The organism is Methanothrix thermoacetophila PT (assembly GCF_000014945.1).
GTDB lineage: Archaea > Halobacteriota > Methanosarcinia > Methanotrichales > Methanotrichaceae > Methanothrix_B > Methanothrix_B thermoacetophila.
Genome location: NC_008553.1, coordinates 1,059,489 through 1,077,127, shown reverse-complemented (window position 1 = coordinate 1,077,127; position 17,639 = coordinate 1,059,489). Strand labels below are relative to the sequence as shown.

Annotated in this window: 19 protein-coding genes and 2 tRNA genes; 18 read left to right on the top strand and 3 right to left on the bottom strand. The window is 54.0% G+C overall.

The genetic code is table 11. From position 1 onward, the window contains the following. Positions 1-29 precede the first annotated feature (29 nt). Positions 30-133, bottom strand: a tRNA-Ser gene (locus tag MTHE_RS05175). A 56-nt stretch (positions 134-189) separates the two neighbouring features. On the opposite strand from MTHE_RS05175, the gene MTHE_RS05170 reads away from it, so the two are divergent. The 6 genes from MTHE_RS05170 (at position 190) to MTHE_RS05145 (ending at position 7,757) form a co-directional block, all read left to right on the top strand. After that, a complete protein-coding gene (locus MTHE_RS05170; RefSeq protein ID WP_011696170.1) occupies positions 190-1,431 on the top strand; it encodes an amidohydrolase in 1,242 nt (413 codons plus the stop codon). A 302-nt stretch (positions 1,432-1,733) separates the two neighbouring features. Further along, the gene (locus MTHE_RS05165; protein WP_232840822.1) at positions 1,734-2,984 is read left to right on the top strand and encodes a 3-isopropylmalate dehydratase large subunit; all 1,251 of its coding nucleotides are present in this window, start codon (positions 1,734-1,736) and stop codon (positions 2,982-2,984) included. A gap of 100 nt (positions 2,985-3,084) precedes the next feature. Continuing rightward, a complete protein-coding gene (truA, locus tag MTHE_RS05160; protein WP_011696168.1) occupies positions 3,085-3,888 on the top strand; it encodes a tRNA pseudouridine(38-40) synthase TruA in 804 nt (267 codons plus the stop codon). 178 nt (positions 3,889-4,066) lie between these two features. Beyond that, positions 4,067-5,245, top strand: a complete 1,179-nt coding sequence (locus MTHE_RS05155) for a bifunctional 5,6,7,8-tetrahydromethanopterin hydro-lyase/3-hexulose-6-phosphate synthase (RefSeq protein WP_011696167.1) — start codon at positions 4,067-4,069, stop codon at positions 5,243-5,245. Further along, positions 5,245-6,531, top strand: a complete 1,287-nt coding sequence (locus MTHE_RS05150; RefSeq protein ID WP_011696166.1) for an alkaline phosphatase family protein — start codon at positions 5,245-5,247, stop codon at positions 6,529-6,531. The genes MTHE_RS05155 and MTHE_RS05150 overlap by 1 nt, the downstream gene beginning before the upstream one ends. A 68-nt stretch (positions 6,532-6,599) precedes the next feature. After that, positions 6,600-7,757: an ATP-dependent DNA ligase gene (locus tag MTHE_RS05145; protein WP_011696165.1), complete on the top strand. Its 1,158-nt coding sequence runs from the start codon at positions 6,600-6,602 to the stop codon at positions 7,755-7,757. Between the two features lie 103 nt (positions 7,758-7,860). Here MTHE_RS05145 and MTHE_RS05140 read toward each other — a convergent pair whose 3' ends face one another. Further along, positions 7,861-8,712, bottom strand: a complete 852-nt coding sequence (locus MTHE_RS05140) for a presenilin family intramembrane aspartyl protease PSH (RefSeq protein WP_011696164.1) — start codon at positions 8,710-8,712, stop codon at positions 7,861-7,863. Between the two features lie 646 nt (positions 8,713-9,358). On the opposite strand from MTHE_RS05140, the gene MTHE_RS09235 reads away from it, so the two are divergent. Then, positions 9,359-9,487 (top strand): hypothetical protein, encoded by a 129-nt coding sequence (locus tag MTHE_RS09235; protein WP_268741187.1) that lies wholly within the window; start codon positions 9,359-9,361, stop codon positions 9,485-9,487. A 5-nt stretch (positions 9,488-9,492) separates the two neighbouring features. After that, positions 9,493-9,702 (top strand): MoaD/ThiS family protein, encoded by a 210-nt coding sequence (locus MTHE_RS05135; RefSeq protein ID WP_011696162.1) that lies wholly within the window; start codon positions 9,493-9,495, stop codon positions 9,700-9,702. Here the strand turns inward: MTHE_RS05135 and MTHE_RS05130 are convergent. Further along, complete coding sequence (locus MTHE_RS05130) at positions 9,677-10,093, bottom strand: hypothetical protein (protein WP_011696161.1); 417 nt, start codon at positions 10,091-10,093, stop codon at positions 9,677-9,679. The genes MTHE_RS05135 and MTHE_RS05130 overlap by 26 nt on opposite strands. 303 nt (positions 10,094-10,396) lie before the next feature. Here MTHE_RS05130 and MTHE_RS05125 point away from each other — a divergent pair, with 303 nt between their 5' ends. From MTHE_RS05125 to MTHE_RS05080, 10 genes are all read left to right on the top strand, one after another. Further along, the gene (locus MTHE_RS05125) at positions 10,397-11,149 is read left to right on the top strand and encodes a heterodisulfide reductase (RefSeq protein ID WP_011696160.1); all 753 of its coding nucleotides are present in this window, start codon (positions 10,397-10,399) and stop codon (positions 11,147-11,149) included. Positions 11,150-11,198: 49 nt separating this feature from the next. Next, positions 11,199-12,521 (top strand): (Fe-S)-binding protein, encoded by a 1,323-nt coding sequence (locus MTHE_RS05120; protein ID WP_011696159.1) that lies wholly within the window; start codon positions 11,199-11,201, stop codon positions 12,519-12,521. 194 nt (positions 12,522-12,715) lie between these two features. Next, the gene (locus tag MTHE_RS05115; protein ID WP_011696158.1) at positions 12,716-13,183 is read left to right on the top strand and encodes a hypothetical protein; all 468 of its coding nucleotides are present in this window, start codon (positions 12,716-12,718) and stop codon (positions 13,181-13,183) included. A gap of 334 nt (positions 13,184-13,517) precedes the next feature. Beyond that, entirely contained in the window at positions 13,518-13,976 is a 459-nt protein-coding gene (locus MTHE_RS05110; protein WP_011696157.1) for a (Fe-S)-binding protein, read from the top strand. 9 nt (positions 13,977-13,985) lie between these two features. After that, entirely contained in the window at positions 13,986-15,206 is a 1,221-nt protein-coding gene (locus MTHE_RS05105; protein WP_011696156.1) for a formylmethanofuran dehydrogenase subunit B, read from the top strand. Then, complete coding sequence (locus tag MTHE_RS05100; protein WP_011696155.1) at positions 15,207-15,584, top strand: molybdopterin dinucleotide binding domain-containing protein; 378 nt, start codon at positions 15,207-15,209, stop codon at positions 15,582-15,584. After that, the gene (gene argF, locus MTHE_RS05095; protein ID WP_011696154.1) at positions 15,581-16,519 is read left to right on the top strand and encodes an ornithine carbamoyltransferase; all 939 of its coding nucleotides are present in this window, start codon (positions 15,581-15,583) and stop codon (positions 16,517-16,519) included. Before MTHE_RS05100 ends, argF begins: the two co-directional genes overlap by 4 nt. 4 nt (positions 16,520-16,523) lie before the next feature. Next, positions 16,524-16,606: transfer RNA gene (locus MTHE_RS05090), tRNA-Leu, on the top strand. Between the two features lie 96 nt (positions 16,607-16,702). Further along, a complete protein-coding gene (locus MTHE_RS05085; protein WP_175265824.1) occupies positions 16,703-17,176 on the top strand; it encodes a site-specific integrase in 474 nt (157 codons plus the stop codon). Continuing rightward, positions 17,167-17,580, top strand: a complete 414-nt coding sequence (locus tag MTHE_RS05080) for a tyrosine-type recombinase/integrase (RefSeq protein WP_175265823.1) — start codon at positions 17,167-17,169, stop codon at positions 17,578-17,580. Before MTHE_RS05085 ends, MTHE_RS05080 begins: the two co-directional genes overlap by 10 nt. The last annotated feature ends 59 nt before the right edge of the window (positions 17,581-17,639 follow it).

Genomic DNA, 17,639 nt, shown 5'->3' with positions numbered 1-17,639 from the left:
CACCATCTTTTGTCGGAGAAATTTGTATACGCTGAGGGTGAGATTCGAACTCACGCGGTGCGATGCACCACTGGTTAGCCTGTTCCTTACGGAACCTCAAGACCAGCGCCGTAGGCCACTTGGCTACCTCAGCCCATCACATTTTTCCGGGCAAGAGGGTATTAATATCTACCGCTTATACATCCGTCCATGCTAATTCGCAGTGCATCCATCATTAGAAACGGGTCTCTGCTGAAGAACATCGACATTCTCATCGAGGGGAACCGCATCTCTGAGGTTGGAAGAGATTTGAGGCCGAATGATGATGAGATCATAGATGCAAGAAACATGCTCGCAGTTCCGGGTCTTGTGAACAGCCACACACACCTGGCCATGACGCTTCTCAGGGGATACGCAGATGATATGGAGCTCATTCCCTGGCTTCAGGAGAAGATATGGCCGCTGGAGGCGAGGTTGAAGCCATCTGATGTTCGTGCTGGAGTGAAGCTGGGCTGCCTGGAGCTGATAAGATTCGGCGTGACGTGCTACAATGACATGTACTACTTCATGGATGAGACTGCTGCTGCCACCAGGGAGATGGGGATCAGGGGTGTGCTCTCAGGCGTGCTATTCGATATGCGGCCGGAGTTCATCAATGATGTCGAGCCATTCATAAAAAAATGGAGAGATGACGATCTCATAAAGCCGGCTGTGGGCCCGCATGCTGTCTACACGTGTTCAGAGGAGACGCTTCTCAGGGCAAAGGATATCGCGGAGAGGTATGATGTCAAGATCCACATCCACCTCTCAGAGACCAGGGATGAGGTCGATACATTTGTGAACCAGCGGCACATGAGCCCTGTGGAGTATCTTGAAAACCTTGGGTTTCTCAGCGAGAGAGTGGTGGCAGCGCACTGCGTGTGGCTGACGCCGAGGGACATCAGGATCCTTGCGGAGAGGCATGTGAACGTCGCCCACTGCCCGATAAGCAATCTCAAGCTCGCATCAGGCATCGCTCCGGTCGCGACCCTCATCGAGCATGGGGTGAACGTCTGTCTTGGAACGGATGGAGCTTCGAGCAACAACAACCTGGACATCTTCGAGGAGATGAAGGTTGCAGCCGTGGTCCAGAAGTGCTCTGTCGGGCGTTCAGCGATACTTCCGGCTGATGCTGTCTGGCGGATGGCCACAGAGAATGCATACAAGGCATTCTCCCTTGATATGGGTATAAGGAGAGGGGCCCTCGCGGATCTCGCCCTGATCAACATGAGAAGACCATGGTTCATACCTGTGACATCGATGATCTCACATCTGGTCTACAGCATGTCGGGAGAGGCGAGCTACACGATATGCAACGGAAGGGTGCTCATGAGGGATGGCGTGATCGAGGGTGAAGCTAAGATACTTGATGAAGCCCAGCGCTGCTACGAGAGGCTTATCTCGGAAGAGTAGGTGCAGTTCATGAGGTTCTGGGAGAACACGCCCATGATGCAAGGTATCCCGTGTATGTGAATGATAGAGGGCGTATTTCAGTGAATTTATAACCAATTCCGGCTTTTACCTTATTCCACATGTCCCATGGACCTGTCCGGATAAGAGCCGAGGCCAGAAATTTGGACCTTACTGCTTCTGCATGTCAGAAACACGTAATCCTTATTCAGATAGGTCCGGTCCCATCGGCACCACTTGAATGAACTACCTCAAAGCGGCTTCAGGGTCAAGATTTATCTATCATGGGCGTGATGGGCCTGAGCATGGCTGGTCAAACCCTCTCCGAGAAGATATTCTCAAGGGCCGCGAACAAGGAGGCCAGGGCTGGCGAGTTCGTCATGGCCTCGATAGATTGCGCGATGATACATGACATAACCGGACCCCTTGCTGTCAGGGGCTTCTATGAGATTGCAGGCAAAGGGGCCAGGGTCTGGAATCCCTCCAGGATCGTGATCCTCTTCGATCATCAGGTGCCTGCAGACAGCATAAAGGCAGCTGAGAACCATCAGATGCTGAGGGCATTTGCAAAAGAGCAGGGCATCATAAACTACGATGTGTTTAGCGGAATATGTCATCAGGTCATGCCGGAGAACGGCCATGTGCTTCCAGGACAGCTCATTGTCGGCACTGATTCTCACACATGCACCTACGGCGCGCTGGGTGCATTCGCTACCGGCATTGGCTCAACAGATATGGCCAGCGTCTTCGCCACAGGAAAGCTCTGGTTTATGGTTCCTCAGACCCTCAGGCTTGTGATAGACGGGCGCCTACGTAGGAGAGTCACATCAAAGGATGTGATTCTCAGGATCATCGGCGACATCGGCGCAGATGGTGCGAACTACCTCGCATGCGAGTTCGCCGGATCTGCGGTCGAGAGGATGAGCATCGCAGAGAGAATGACCATGACCAACATGTCGATAGAGATGGGCGCGAAGGCAGGGCTCGTGGAGCCTGACAGGGTGACCATGACATACCTAAAGGAGTGGCTCACAGAGGAGCCGATCAGGGGCGATGAGGACGCAATCTTCGAAGAAAAACACTGGGATGTGAACGATCTCGAACCACAGGTGGCCATGCCACATCGTGTTGATAATGTGGTGCCTGTCAGCAGGCTCCCTCATGTGAAGATTGACCAGATCTTCCTCGGGTCATGCACGAACGGACGATTTGAGGATCTGAAGCTCGCCGCAGAGGTGATGGGTGATGAGCCGGTCGCACGGGGAGTCAGGATGATAGTAATCCCTGCGAGCAGGAAGGAATACATGAGGGCACTCAGGGCAGGACTCATCGAGAAGTTCATGGAGGCGGGCGCGATCGTCGAGTCTCCCTGCTGCGGCCCGTGCATGGGTGGAAGCTTTGGGCTGATCGGGCCTGGAGAGGTCTCCCTGTCAACATCGAACAGAAATTTCGTCGGAAGGCAGGGCAGCCCGAAGGGCGAGGTTTATCTCTGCTCTCCGGCAGTCGCAGGGGCGAGCGCCATAACAGGAGAGATCACAGATCCGAGGGAGATCTGATAGCGGTTGAGATTCGCAAAACCCACTTCAGAAGAGAAGATCTGAGCGGTGCAGGGGGCCGCGACGTCCCCTGCGAAGTCCGCATTTTATTTCTGATGCGATGAAGATTGCACTGAAGATCGCATATCTCGGAGATAGGTACTACGGATTTCAGAGGCAGCCGGGGCTTCGCACAGTGGAGTCTGTCATGAGAGATGCCCTTCTGAGAATCGGGGTCGCAAACGGGGACTTCTGCTATGCGGGAAGAACGGACAGAGGCGTAAGCGCGCTCGGCCAGGTTATCGATTTCTGGATTGAAGAGGATAGAGCGTATCTCGCATTCCCCAGAGTGATAAATAGTTTACTGCCATCAGATGTATGGGCATGGGCCAGGGCTGTCGCGCCGGTCGGGTTCAGCGCCAGGTGGAGCGCATTATGGAGGGAGTACAGGTATTTCCTCTTCTCTCCTGATATCGATCTGAGCGCTGTGAGAGAGGCTGCAGGGCATCTCGTCGGCACCCATGACTTTCGGAACTTCTCCATGTCAAAGGTGGACACTGTTCGCAGGATCATCTCCATCGATGTGAATGCGCATTGTGGGATTGTCGTATTTGATGTGAGAGCTGAGGGGTTTATCTGGAACATGGTCCGACGCATCGTCGGGGCCCTCGAGCTTATAGGCATTGGCGAAAAACCCGTGGACTGGATCCTGGAGCTTCTCGATCCATCGACCCCACACGGCGCGCCCACAGCACCGCCGGAGGGGCTGATGCTGATGGATGTCGGCTACAGCGACCTGGAATGGGAGGAGGATCGCTACACGAAGCAGCGCGTCTCGAGGATGCTCATCAGCGAGGCAAGACGGAGAGCTGCGATGTCTGGGGTTATACAGGAGATGCTCCGGCGGATGAGAGATACGTTCTGATACATTCATCCGTTGTGGCCACATGCTGCTCTCCGTGATGATTCCATGAATCGTGTCGGCTGCAACCCGAGCGCTCCATCCAACATCTGAATCAATGCGCTGAGTACGTATAGCCCCACTTCAGACCGGCGGAAAGATTAATACGTCAGCAGCCTTTTTCGGGATGAGAGGTGTAGGATTGTTTTTGGTAGGAGAGGCTCTTATCGGGAAGGAGCCCGAGGTAGCTCACATCGATCTGCTTATCGGGGATAAGAACGGTCCGGTGGGCATTGCGTTTGCAAATGGTCTCACGCAGCTGTCAGCCGGGCACACCCCGCTTCTCTCTGTCATACGGCCGAACCTTCTGGCAAAGCCATCGACGTTGATAGTTCCGAAGGTCACCGTGAAGAACATGGAACAGGCGGCGATCATATTCGGTCCGGCCCAGACTGCGGTGGCAAAGGCCGTGGCAGATGCAGTGGAGGAGGGTGTGATCCCAAAGGAGCGTGCTGAGGAGCTGGTGATCATAGTATCCGTCTTCATCCACCCTGATGCGAAGGACTACGACGCGATCTACAGGTACAACTACGGCGCGACGAAGCTCGCCATACAAAGGGCGATGGAGGGATTCCCGGACGTCGACAAGGTTCTCTACGAGAAGGAGAGATCTGTGCATCCTGTGATGGGCTACAGGGTCATGAGGCTGTGGGATCCGCCTTACCTTCAGATAGCTTTCGATATCGTCGATCTCGCCGAGGTGAAGAGGGTCCTGTCTGAGATCCCCGAAAGCGATCATTTGCTGATAGAGATGGGCACGCCGCTGGTGAAGATGCATGGTGTTCAGGTCGTGAGGGAGGTGAGGAGAGCGAGACCTGGATCGTTTGTAGTGCTCGATCTGAAGACCCTGGACACAGGGAATCTCGAGGTCAGGCTTGCTGCTGATGCGTCTGCGGATGCTGTTGTCATCTCCGGACTGGCGCCAAGGAAGACAATCGAGCTCGCGATCAAGGAGGCGAAGAAGACCGGCATATACTCCATAGTGGATATGCTCAACGTGCGCGATCCGGTTGAGGTTCTCAGGAGCCTCTCGGTGCTTCCTGACGTGGTTGAGCTCCACAGGGCGATTGACATGGAGAACAGCGAGCATGCGTGGCAGAGCATCCCTGAGATCAAATCTCTCGGGGGAAAAATCCTGGTTGCAGTTGCCGGCGGGATCAGGGTGGATAACGTCAGGGACGCACTCAGGGCTGGTGCAGACATAATCGTGGTTGGCAGAGCAATAACGAGATCAAAGGATGTAAGAGATATGACCGAGCAGTTCCTGAGCCAGCTGAAGAAGAGCGAGATCGATCAGTACAGGATCATGACAGACTTCTGATGCTGCTGATGCTACCGCTCATCATTTTTCTTCTCATATCTCCAGCAATCTGCGCCAGCGACGGCATATCTCCGGACGGTGTGGGGTCTCCAAAAGGGGCTGTCCTTCTCATCGTCGATGGACTCGGGTCGAGCTACATCTATCCCGAGCATATCCCATACTCTGTAGAGGGGAGGCCCCTCAAGCAGGCAGTGCTATTCAATATCAGCGATGGCGCCAGGGTTCTCGACATCCGGGCGCCGGTGCCGTCCACTGTTCCAGGGCACAGCACGATCGTCACAGGGTGCTCGAGTGCTGATGAGATTCTTGTGGGAATGGATAACGCCACGATATTCGACGCAGCCCGAAAGAGAGGATACATCTGCCTTGCGGTACTTCAGAGGGGCGACTTCATGAGCATGCTCCTGAAGCAGGATGGCGTTCTTTATTTTGAGAACAATTCTCTCTCAGCTGAGCCCATCATGGGATCCAGAAGCGATCTCCCTGAGGATGCGAGGAGGATCCTGGAGGAATGGATGCACGCCTACCGATTTTACAGTTCCAGCTATCCAAGATACAATCGATGGGGGCTTGATGCCGCCACAGATATCGTGAGAAGGCTGGACCTGCCCTTTCTGCTCATCGTAAACCTCGGCGGCATCGACTCAGCTGGTCATTACAGAGGGTTCGACGAGTATATCAGAGCTGTAAGGGCGCTGGATGTGGGGCTGGGGGAGCTGGTTCGCACCTGCAGGGAGAGAGATGTGCTGCTCATCGTTACCGCAGATCATGGCATGTCCTTCAAAGGATCCCGTGGAGGGCATGCGGGAGAGAACTACTCTGACCGTCTGGAGAGTCTGAGGATACCACTGATAGCAATCGGCCCTGGCGTGGACGATGTGATCGTGGGCGGCAAGTGGTCGCAGGCGGATATCGCCCCAACGCTTCTCGCGCTGCTCGGAATAGAGGGGGATCTCCCGATGAGCGATGGTAGAAGCCTCCCCATAAGAAAGACTTACAGCCTGAGGGTGGAGCTGCCGCGCCCGGGTGATGTGGATATTTACAGAAACGGCTCTCTTATTGCAGAAGACAGCGGCTCCTCCAGCTACACATTCAGGGGGCTGGAGAGAGGAGTTTACGATCTCCATCTCGATGGGCATCTGAGATCCATCGTCCTATTCGATGACACGACACTGGATCTCCGCCAGCCCGACAGAGGACTGATTCCCAGATGGCTCGTCGGCGCTCTCCTGATGCTGGCCATAAACGCATGCGGGATCTTCGTGATCGTAAGGATTCTCAGATAAGGTAAAGGCAGGACTTGGGTGATGGCCGGATCTGAAAATGCAGGTACCGCCGTCACCCGCGGAGGATCATGACAGAATACACGAGAATTGCAGAGCTTCTGAGCTGCAGGAAGCGGGACAGGATCGGCGCCCTCGCATCTCTCCTGAGATCTATCTCTAAAGAGGAGATCTGCCCTGCGGTGCGGCTCCTGACAGGTGGAATAAGGCCGAGCTGGAGTCCGGGGGAGCTCACCGGAAGAGATATACTGATGGACGCGATCCTCTCGATCTCCGATCGGATTGAGGGTGGGGATATGGGAGAGATGGCAGAGCACGCGATCCGCCACAAGCGCCAGAGAGGCATAGGCGAGCCGTCTCTTACCATCTGCTACGTCCACAGCGTGCTTAACAAGATCATGAAGTCGAAGGGACGGGGATCTGAGGGTCGACGCAGGTCCATGCTCACGGGCCTCCTGCTATCATCACCGCCGCTCGAGGGGAGATACATAGCTCTCACAGCAGCGGGGCTCAGATCCGGGATCGGGCCGAGGACGATTGCAGCAGCGATATCAAGAGCTTATGGGGTGGATGTCGAAAAGGTATGGGCAGCATACTCGAGGCTGCCGGAGATGGGGCATGTGGCGGAGGCTGCATCTACCGGTTCTCTGGACACTATAAGGCTCACACCCGGTATCCCGTTCGTCATGATGGAGATTCCACATGTGAGGATCACGTCTGCGCACGGTTCCATTGCCAAATCGGATATCATCTGCTATGCAAGAAGAGGCATCAGGGTCCAGCTCCACGTATCAGAGGAGAGATCCTGGCTGTTCACCAACAGACGAAGGGATATCAGCCATGTCCTCAGCGGTCTTAAAACAGAGGCGAGCAGATCTGCGATGCTTGAGGGAGAAATGCATACAGGGGAAGATCTCTCCCAGATCACCAGACTGATAAACCGGAGGAGGAGCGCCAGGAGATCATCGATCAGGCCCTCGATCATAATCTGGGATGCGGTCTGTATCGATGGCAAAGAGATCGTGGATCTGGAGTACTCGGAGAGGCTCCAACTGGCATCAGATGTCGTGCAGAATATCAATGGTGAGACTATTAACGTCTCCGTCGTGGAACCCCTTGAACACGAAGAGTTGCTTCAGAGCGGTCTTCCAGTAATGGTGCGCGCGCAATCTGCTCCATATCTCTTGGGAAAGAGGAGCAGAGTTGACTTTCAGATTGTACCTCGCTAGAGTGCCCAGAAAGTCCCTTCGACTGACGAGAGGATTCTGATTTCATGCAACAGCGCCGATGCAAAGGGCTCGGTCTGGACCCAGAGATCCACATGCAGCACGCTCAAAATGGCCGCACGCCTGATAGCATGCATCCTGCGAGAAATCCGATTACAGCACCGCCGTTGAGGAAGGGCAATCCAGCCTGCGGTTTCTCGCCCGATGTCGTTGCGAGAAACATGAATCCCATGTACGTCCCGAGCATCGCGCCGATCGCCGGCAGGGCAACGCCGAAGATCTCATGACCCGCGGGAAGCGACCAGTTCGCGGATACAACAAGCACAGATGGCATTATCGCATCTCCCAGCCCCAGGAAGTACGCCTCTCTTCTATCAGCTCCCCTGCCCCGGAAGCTGTAGCTCCTGCTCTTCGGGATGACGAAGAGCAGAGGCGCCCTGATATTTATCACGCTCTCAGCCAACGTTACCATGTGCTTTGTTTTGTAGACAGATATCGCATCATAGACAGCAAGAATGGCGAGGAGAACGACCACAGGCAGGGTCTCCATGCTGAGGCCAAAGAGAACACTGACCCCCGCGCTCACAAGAATCCCCAGCAGGTCCACAACGTACCACTCTGGGTAGTATACCATCGCAAGCATGAGAGCAAGGGAGATCGAGAAAGCCAGCACCCAAGGCAGGTATACACCGAGAACGTAAAATACGCTGAGGAATAGGCAGAGCTGGACGGTTCCTGAGACGAGCCAGCCCCAGCCGAGCCTTGTCGCTAAAAGAAGAAATCCAGTGAATATCAGCACCAGCACAATGTAGAGTATGGCATTTGACGTCGCAGATGGATCCTCGAAGACCCGAACCTCACTCGCCGAAAGCGCAGGCATCATACCCAGCGAGAGGACCTGAACCGAGATTATCACAAGAAGCATCCACAGCATGGGACGCTCTGCTCGTCTTCCCATGGTGGAAAGATGTAGCTCATATTTTAAAAAGGCTCTCCATGCAAATGTTCTTTGAAGCACCGTGCATCCAAAGCATTGTATGAAGTCGTCTCAAAATTCCCAGGCGTATTGATTTATGTGGATTGTATTTCCGCGCAGGATCGATGCAGATCCGCATCGTTGCTTAAATAGTTTCGAGACGAATTCTATCTCAAAAGACAGACTCCGGTAAGGTATTAAGTCGTCCGGAAACCCGCGTGCAACAGTAGATGCGTGCCGAAAGGACGAAAGCATTCGGGATGGTTTCTTCCAAAAAACGTGTCTATATACCGGAGGTGGATTCCTTCAGGTCGTGCTTTCACAGTAAACTGCTCAGCATTCAGCCCCAGCAGGTGCACTGGTCTGGCTTCCTGGTCACCATGTGATCTCAGAGGACTTGTTGTTTGAAACGTATTGATCGATTTCTATGCACGATCCTGGTGCACCCATAACGTTCATTAACAGCGACTCTGCCGCGTCACCATCTTTCTGGAAGGAATTTCCGATTAGGAATAAGTATCTCAGACATCCAAGGAGCTAGGTCCAAATTTCTGGCTTGAGCTCTTGTTCGGACTGCTCCTTCTGAAAAGGATAAAACTTAATACAGTTGAGGATATATCATTTTCTGGTGATGCTTGTGCCTAAGTTCAAGAAGCGCGAGACCGAGAGGAAGGGCGGTAAGAAGATGGAGAGCCTTGAGGAGAAGCTGCTGAAGACACACCTGGATGAGCTGAAGGGCGCAGGCGGTGAGGAGTAGGGGTTTTGATATCAGTATCTGTGAGAATATTCGCTGGTGTCGAGTCTGAGAGGCAGCTCGTCCTGCCTGAGGGGACCTCGTACTACGAGATTCTGGATCTTCTTGGTATAAACCCAGAGACCGTGGCGATTACGAGGGACGGGGTTCCCGTTCCATTTAATGACTTAGTGCTTCCAGGAGAGATCGAGATCATCCGGGTTGTATCTGCTGGCTAGATCCCCTCGGGCTGAGCTTCTTGCCCAGTTCTCTCAGCCTCTGTATGCTTTCCATTATCTTTGCAGCTTCTCTCTTCTTCTCCTCCTCAAAGTGCTTTATGATCTCGTCGAGGCTCACAGTCAACCTGTACACCTTCATGGGCCTGCCCTTGCCGTCCTTCTTCAGCTCTCTCTCCTCCACCCAGTTGTTCGCCCTGAGCGTTCTCATCGCAACTGAGACCTCTGGCTGTCTGAGGTTTGAGCCAATCTCGATCTCCCTGGATGTGGCCTCCTCCACATTGGATAGGTATGTTATCATGGCAGCCACGTTTCTGGGTATGCCCACGGAGACCAGAGTCTCCACAAACTCGGCGTCCCTCTCATCGAGAACCCTTACAGAGAACTGTCTCATGCACATCACGGTCTTCTTTTAGCATTGTGTATTGTTGTTATAATATAAATAGTTTATTTTGTGCATTCAATCTATATGTTAGTAATATTAATCTCGCATCTATCTGCTGTAAAGCCTAATGATGGTTATCGGGTCGTGTGGTCGAATCACAGAATATGCTATCAGAACCAGCGCGGTGGAACTCTCGAATACACTTCGGAAGCATCACATCCAGCTTGGAGGAATGTTTAAGTATTAGTGACTGGTAACTAATTCGCCGATAACGGCTGCTCGTAAAACAGATTTGGCGTAGGAGGAAATCAGATGGCGTTTTACACACTGGGCCTCACCTTCTCCATCGTGATAGCTTTGACAGTCGTTGTGCTGGCGATCTGGCTCTACGGCATGTACTTCAACTTCAAGAAGTGGGGCATTGGCTCCACAGGATACCAAGAGCCGCTCGCCCACAGCTTCTGGCTGTTCATTGCCACCTGGATTCATGAGGCATTCAAGGACGGAGTATGGGTCTTTATAAGAACACTTATACTGGATGTGCTTCTCCTCAGGAGAACTCTGCGAAGAAGCCCCGTCAGATGGGTCATGCATATGGCCATCTTTTATGGATTTGTGACACTTGCTGCGCTTTCGGGTCTCGGTCTTTTCATGGATATTATAGAGCACTTTAACATTCTTGGCATGGCTCATCAGGCTGAGATGGTGAAGAAGGCTATGGAGCTGCCCTTTGACATCTTTGGATATCTGTTGCTCTTCGGTTCCACGATCTCGATACTTCGCAGGATCCTGCTCAAAGAGGTCAGGGACGCGACAACTGGTTACGATGTGGTGCTCATCGGTGGAGTGTTCCTGATAACAATAACGGGCTTCTATGCGGAGTGGATGCGCGGAAACGCGTTCCTGGTGGGAGATGTCTTCGCAAATCCGGTTTATGCTCCACACTTCGCACTGATACACACGATACTGGCGCTCTGTCTATTCGCATTCATACTCCCGTGGAGCAGGTACCTTCACGTCATAGCAGCGCCGATGACGATCCTCGCAAACAGAGGAGGCGAGTAAATTGGCGAATAACAAGACCAACAATAAGCCCCTCATATCAGGATTCCTGATGTCCACTCAGCTCATGGAGCTGAACGCCTGCACGAGATGCAAGGAGTGCATGAACTGGTGTCCAACTTACGCTGTACGCCCAGACAGGCCTGAGATAACCCCGATGTACAAGATCGCCAAGTTCAGAGAGCTCCTCGACAGCCAGTATGGTCTTAGGGCGAAGCTCTTTGGACCCAAGCCGCTCCATGAGGATGATATAAACAAGTACACAGAGGATACATACTACTGCACGACATGTGGCGTCTGCGGCACTGTCTGCGAGTCCGCGATACTCACCGTGGAGCTCTGGGAGGCGATAAGGCCAAATCTTGTGGTCAGAGGCAACGGCCCTTACGGAAAACAGTCCTTCTTCCCGAAGCTGCTCAAGACGGACAGAAACCCGTATCAGGCGAAGCAGGAGGACAGGCTCTGCTGGGTTCCGAAGGACGCGAAGGTCGATGAGTCTGGGAAGATCGCCTACTTCGCAGGATGCACAGCGGCATACAGGCAGCAGGCTCTCGGTGTTGCGACGGTGAGGGTGCTGAACGCGCTCGGTGTGGACTTCTGCATGCTCGGCAAGGATGAGTGGTGCTGCGCCTCAGCGCTTGTCAGGACTGGACAGAGAGATGTGATGAAGGAGCATGCGGTTCACAACATAGACGCCCTCAAGGACAGGGGAGTCGAGACGGTCCTCTACGCTTGTGCTGGATGCATGAGAACTGCGACCATAGACTGGCCCCGATGGTATGAAGGCTACATACCATACAAGAACGTGCCTCTCTCAGTATATCTAAGAGATAAGATAAGGTCTGGAGAGGTGGATTACAAGAGAAGCATAGAATACACAGTGACATTCCACGATCCCTGCCACAGTGGCCGCCATCTAATGCACATCCAGGGCAGGGACTGGGCGTTCGAGGCTCCAAGAGATGTCCTCCAGTCGATACCCGGGCTGAAGTTCATCGATATGGAGAGGAGCAGGGAGTTCCAGAGGTGTTGCGGCGCAGGAGGCGGCGTGAAGGCCGGAATTCCAGACCTGGCGCTTGACTGCGCGGTTAACAGGCTCAGGGATGCCGAGCAGGTTGGGGCAGACATCATAGCAAGCACATGCCCGTTCTGCAGGCGCAACATAATGGACGGCAGGAACTCGGTGAACTCTCCGATAAAGGTCCTGGATGTCGTGGAGCTCGTGGCAGCTGCGATGGGTCTCGATGTGACGATTCCGGAGAACCCCTACACCAAGTACCAGGAGCAGGATACGATCGTCTGCAAGGACGTCTGCAAGCTGGAGACAGTGACAGGCAAGGAGGCAGGAAAGGACATCGTCGGCGAGGCCCATTAGGCCTCCTGCCACAATTTGTTGTCTGGCGTTTTTAAAGCAGAGATTTTGCACCGTGAGTGGAGGCTCTGGACCGGCAAAGGGTTCTGTGGTATTGACCTCTTTACCGTCGCCGGCAGGGATCTTCTACGGTTGGTGGCGCTTTATGTTCATCACGATGCTCTTATAGCTGAAGGGCAAAAGCCTGGTAGAGCAAGATGACAGACATACCAGTACTGACCTTGTCAGAGATACAGCAGCGCGTTGTCGGATGGTGGCTTGGCAACTATTACGGGAGCATGGGCTACGTAGGAAAGCGGTTGGGAAAGAAGGGCATCAGGGAGTTCCTGGAGCTTGGCGCCAGGCAGGTGGCAGCGACATTCAAGCGCCTCGATCTCACAGAGCCACTGGATGTGGCGGTGGCGATAGCAACGAACGAGAAGAACATGTTCGGCTCCGAGATTGAGGTGACAGAAGACGACGGATCTGTGGTTATAAACAGAGAACGATGTGCGATCCTCGAGGGCGCCAAGGCCTTCTCAAGGCTCGGAGCGTCACTTGTCGCAAAGGAGCACTGCAGGACCTGCTCAGAGATGCACTGGAAATCAGCATTCAGAGAGATGGGAATTGGCCTGGAGACCGAGCTATCTGAGAGCGGGTGCCTGATGCGCATAAGGAAGCTCTGACAAGAGCATCATATTTATATTAAATTTTTTGTATTGAGATGCCTGTCTGATCCTGAATATTCAAAACAGCATGGGAATATCAGAGTTGTGTACACCACATCGCCCGCCGGACCTGTCCGAATAAGTATTGAGTATCTCCTCCATCCAAACGCAGCAATCCACAGATTTCCGAATTCAGCTCTTATCCCTGTCCACGTGTTTGAAGACGGTTTTGCACCACTGTCGGCAGCAATCCACAGATTTCTGAATTCAGCTCTTATCCGGACACCCCGCCCGCCAATGGATACAATTATTACGCATGGAAATAGAACCCTTCCAGGGCAGGTGATATTTGATGGTCAGCGTTATGGAGATATATCAGCTAACACCAAAGCTGAACTGCAAGAAATGTGGCCTGCCGACATGCATGGCATTCGCTGTTGCCCTTCTTGCCAGGGAGAAGCAGATCGAGGATTGCACGCCTCTGCTGGAGCCAAAATACGAGGAGAAGCTGAAGAAGCTCAGAGAGGTGATGGCGCCGGTTGCAGGCGCCACAGAGACCGGGCTGATAATCCACGAGGATCGGTGCTACGGCTGCGGCAACTGTGTGGTGGCCTGCCCGGTGAACGTGGCAAACGACCCGAAGGGATCTGCAATCGGGCTGGGGCCGAAGAGCGATAAGGTCATACTGGTCGTGGAGGATGGTGTTGTGAAGTGCCTCAACCCGAAGGAGTGCAGGCGGTTCGGCCCGAACAGGATATTGTGCAATCTGTGCACTGCGACCTGCCCGAGCAAGGCCATAGAGTTCGTCTGAGGTGATTCAATGGCTGTATGCACAGGATGCTCCCTTCTCTGCGATGATATCGAGGTCTCGATTGATGGAAGAAGAATAGCCAAGACGAAGAACCTATGCAGGAAGGGCTTCGGCAGGTACAGATCCCTCACCTCCGACAGATCTGTGCCGAGGGTTGATGGGAAGCAGGTCGGCATCGATGAGGCAATCTCCAGGGCTGCGGAGATGCTGAGAGATGCGAAGAGGCCTCTGCTATTCGGCTGGTCGTGTTCGACACTGGAGGCGCAGAGGAAGGGCATCGAGCTCGCCAGGAAGACCAGGGCAATCATCGATGATACCTCCTCCATATGCCAGGGTGAGATCGTGGATATGATTATTCGCGGAGAGCTCCCGACCTGCACCCTGGACGATGTGAGAAACTACGGAGACACTCTGATCTTCTGGGGGTGTGATCCATCGAGCAGCCACCCAAGACACATGTCACGCTTCTCATACTTCCCGCGTGGGGAGAAGCTCCAGAGGGGGCATGAGGAGGACAGGACCGCTTTTCTGATAGACATCAGGACATCTCCCACAGCCAAGATACTCGCCGGGAACTTCATACAGATCTCTCCGGGAGGGGATGCAGATCTCATCGAGGCGATGCTTGCTGTCCTCGATGGGAAGATTCCCAAGGTGAGAGACAAGAAGGCCATGATCTCAATGATAACCACTCTGAAAAAAGCGGATATGGGCGTTATATTCCCCGGGCTGGGCCTTGCGTACTCCCTCAAGGGGAGAATGGACCGCCTGAAGGCGCTGGTAAGCAGGTTGAACGAGACCACCAGATACAATGTCATACCGATGGTGGGGCATTACAACATGCGAGGGTTCAACCAGCTCCTCTTCGATGAGACAGGCTTCATAAACAGGGTATCGTTTGGTGATGGTGTTGATCACGGGCCGATGTACAGCGTGGTTGAGGCATTGAAGAGCTGCGATCTCGCTCTGGTTGTGGGAACTGATCCTATATCATCCCTTCCAGCAGGGATCGCGAAGGCGCTCGCGAGGGTCCCGATGATCACCCTCGATCCGCACAGGACTCTCACCACCGAGCTCTCGAGGGTTGTGATACCAACAGCTCTGTCTGGCATCGAGGCAGGCGGAAGCGCTCTCAGGATGGACGGTGTGAGGATCGAGTTCGATCCGATCATGAAGAGCGAGTATCCATCAGATGAAGAGGTTCTCTCGAAGATCCTGGAGGAGATCTGAATGAGGGTTACGATCGTGACGTTCAGAGACATATTCCAGAGCGAGGTTCAGGAGGTCGACAGGTTCGGCGAGGACTACAGAAGGATGAGCGCTGTGGTCTTTCTTGATAAGAGCGATGCAGCGAAGGCTGGAATAAAAGACGGATCGAATGTGCTCGTGGAGAGCGATAACGGGAGGGTCGTCGTGGTGGCCAGAATCTCTGATGATGCGCATCCCGGTCTGGCATTCATGCCGAACAGCCCCTGGTCGAACCGATTGGTCCCAGCGGAAACAGATGATACCCGGATACCCAGCTACAAGAGCATCAGCGCGACGGTAAGCGTGACAGACGATAAAGTTCCAACAGTCGAGGACCTTCTCAGGGAGCTGGTCTCATGAGCAATCGCTCTCTGATATCGATAGCCGATCTCTCTCCTGAGGAGATCGTGGCACTCCTGGACAGGGCGGAGGATCTCAAGGCAGAGCGCTCCGGCCGGGGCGGATGTGCGTTTGGCGATAGATTGCCTCTTGCAGGAAAGAGCGTTGCGATGATCTTCGAGAAGCCGTCGACTCGCACCCGCGTATCCCTGGAGGTCGCAGCCACAGAGCTCGGCGGGCATCCACTCTATCTCAGCGCAAATGAGCTCCAGCTCGGGCGCGGCGAGACGATTGGCGACACCGCGAGGGTTCTCTCAAGATATGTACATGGGATAACCGCCAGGGTCTTCTCTCACAGAACTGTGGAGGAGCTTGCAGCTCACTCGAGCGTGCCTGTGATAAACGCGCTCTCAGACCAGGAGCATCCGCTTCAGATCCTGGCGGACATGATGACGATCAGGGAGCACTTTGGTTATCTCGAGGGTCTTCGGATAGCGTGGATCGGGGATGGGAACAACGTGTGCAACTCACTGATCCTGGCGTCTGCCATGCTGAATATGAGGATGATCGTGGCATCGCCCAGGGGTTATGAGCCAAAGGGCCAAATATTAGAAAGGGCCAGAGAGCTCGGCGGCGTGCCGGAGATCACCGCTGAGCCATCAGAGGCAGCGCATGATGCTGATGTGCTCGTTACAGACACATGGATCTCGATGGGTGATGAGGCAGAGGAGGCTGAGCGTCTCAGGAGCTTCAGCGGGTATCAGATAAATCAGAGGATTCTTGAGATTGCTGGAAGGGACGCGATAGTGATGCACTGCCTGCCGGCGCACAGGGGCCAGGAGATCACGGACGAGGTCATGGACGGCCCGCAGAGTGTTGTATTAGAGGAGGCCGAGAACAGGCTTCACACATCAAAGGCTGTCCTGGAATGGATGGTGGGGCGCAGGCCTCTTTAGGGATGCGGGGGTTGCCAAGAGGTCAAAGGCGCAGGGCTTAGGACCCTGTCCCGAAGGGGTTCGCGGGTTCGACTCCCGTCCCCCGCATTTAAGCATATCGATTTTTGATTCATAACTCCCATAGAATTTATATCTGGGATGCAGGGTTCTCTTTCGCGCTCGCTGCTTCAGGGATGATGTGGCATGTCCAAGAAGCGTATGAATGTGAACTGGAAGAGGAAGCGTGATGCTGAAGATCTCATGCCCGCTCTGAAGCGTTACAGGAGGTACCTGGAGGATAATGGGCTTCGACCGTCCACCATACCCATGTATGTGCTGCATGTGAGGAAGTACATGGAATTCGCGGGAACTGATTCGCCGAGTGCAGATGATTTTGCCCGCTTCAGGGATCATCTCCATGACATGAGGCTATCACGGAGCACGGTCAACAACTACTCGTTCTCGATACGGAAATACCACGAGATGCTCGGGCAGCATGTCAGCTTCAAGTTCATCAAGCCGAACAACACCCTCCCGTACTATTTTGATGAGCTGGATATCACAAGAATATTCAGTGTGTGCAGTAACATAAAACATCTTGCGATGCTGAAGACCATGTTTTATGCCAGTCTCCGTGCCAGCGAGCTGTCAACCTGGACGATTCTGATGTGGATCTGAAGGCGTTGACAGTCTTCGTGCGTGGTGGTAAGGGTGGCAGGGACGCAGTGGTCTACATCACCGATGACTGCGCAAGGACCCTCAGGCATTACCTTGAGGTCCGGCCTCCGCTCCTGATTGAGGGGCGCAGACCGCTCTTCTACACTGACTTCGGAAAACGCTGGGAGCGCCGTGGGGTGTACCGGATGTTCATGTACTACAAGAGGCTCGCAGGTATCGAGAAGCAGGGAGGGGTGCATGTGTTCTCGCGGCACAGCGTTGGGAGCCTCCTGGTGAAGCGTGGCTGCGATATCGTGACAGTCAAGGAGCTCATGAGGCATTCTTATGTTCACACCACCATGCGGTACATGCACATCTCTGATGCCACCAGGCGGGAGAAGTACGAGCAGTTCCTGCGACTGTGACAATAATGCCCTCTCAGAGGTTTCCCTCCAGCGCGGTATATGAAAGCATTTGGTTCACG

Coding starts and splice junctions, on each gene's coding strand:
- MTHE_RS05150 (WP_011696166.1), top strand. CDS start 5,245: ATGCTGCTGATGCTACCGCTCATCATTTTTCTTCTCATATCTCCAGCA.
- MTHE_RS05145 (WP_011696165.1), top strand. CDS start 6,600: ATGACAGAATACACGAGAATTGCAGAGCTTCTGAGCTGCAGGAAGCGG.
- MTHE_RS05120 (WP_011696159.1), top strand. CDS start 11,199: ATGTCCACTCAGCTCATGGAGCTGAACGCCTGCACGAGATGCAAGGAG.
- MTHE_RS05140 (WP_011696164.1), bottom strand. CDS start 8,712: ATGGGAAGACGAGCAGAGCGTCCCATGCTGTGGATGCTTCTTGTGATA.
- MTHE_RS05115 (WP_011696158.1), top strand. CDS start 12,716: ATGACAGACATACCAGTACTGACCTTGTCAGAGATACAGCAGCGCGTT.
- MTHE_RS05130 (WP_011696161.1), bottom strand. CDS start 10,093: ATGAGACAGTTCTCTGTAAGGGTTCTCGATGAGAGGGACGCCGAGTTT.
- MTHE_RS05170 (WP_011696170.1), top strand. CDS start 190: ATGCTAATTCGCAGTGCATCCATCATTAGAAACGGGTCTCTGCTGAAG.
- MTHE_RS05100 (WP_011696155.1), top strand. CDS start 15,207: ATGAGGGTTACGATCGTGACGTTCAGAGACATATTCCAGAGCGAGGTT.
- MTHE_RS05105 (WP_011696156.1), top strand. CDS start 13,986: ATGGCTGTATGCACAGGATGCTCCCTTCTCTGCGATGATATCGAGGTC.
- MTHE_RS05110 (WP_011696157.1), top strand. CDS start 13,518: ATGGTCAGCGTTATGGAGATATATCAGCTAACACCAAAGCTGAACTGC.
- MTHE_RS05125 (WP_011696160.1), top strand. CDS start 10,397: ATGGCGTTTTACACACTGGGCCTCACCTTCTCCATCGTGATAGCTTTG.
- MTHE_RS05085 (WP_175265824.1), top strand. CDS start 16,703: ATGTCCAAGAAGCGTATGAATGTGAACTGGAAGAGGAAGCGTGATGCT.
- argF (WP_011696154.1), top strand. CDS start 15,581: ATGAGCAATCGCTCTCTGATATCGATAGCCGATCTCTCTCCTGAGGAG.
- truA (WP_011696168.1), top strand. CDS start 3,085: ATGAAGATTGCACTGAAGATCGCATATCTCGGAGATAGGTACTACGGA.
- MTHE_RS05165 (WP_232840822.1), top strand. CDS start 1,734: ATGGCTGGTCAAACCCTCTCCGAGAAGATATTCTCAAGGGCCGCGAAC.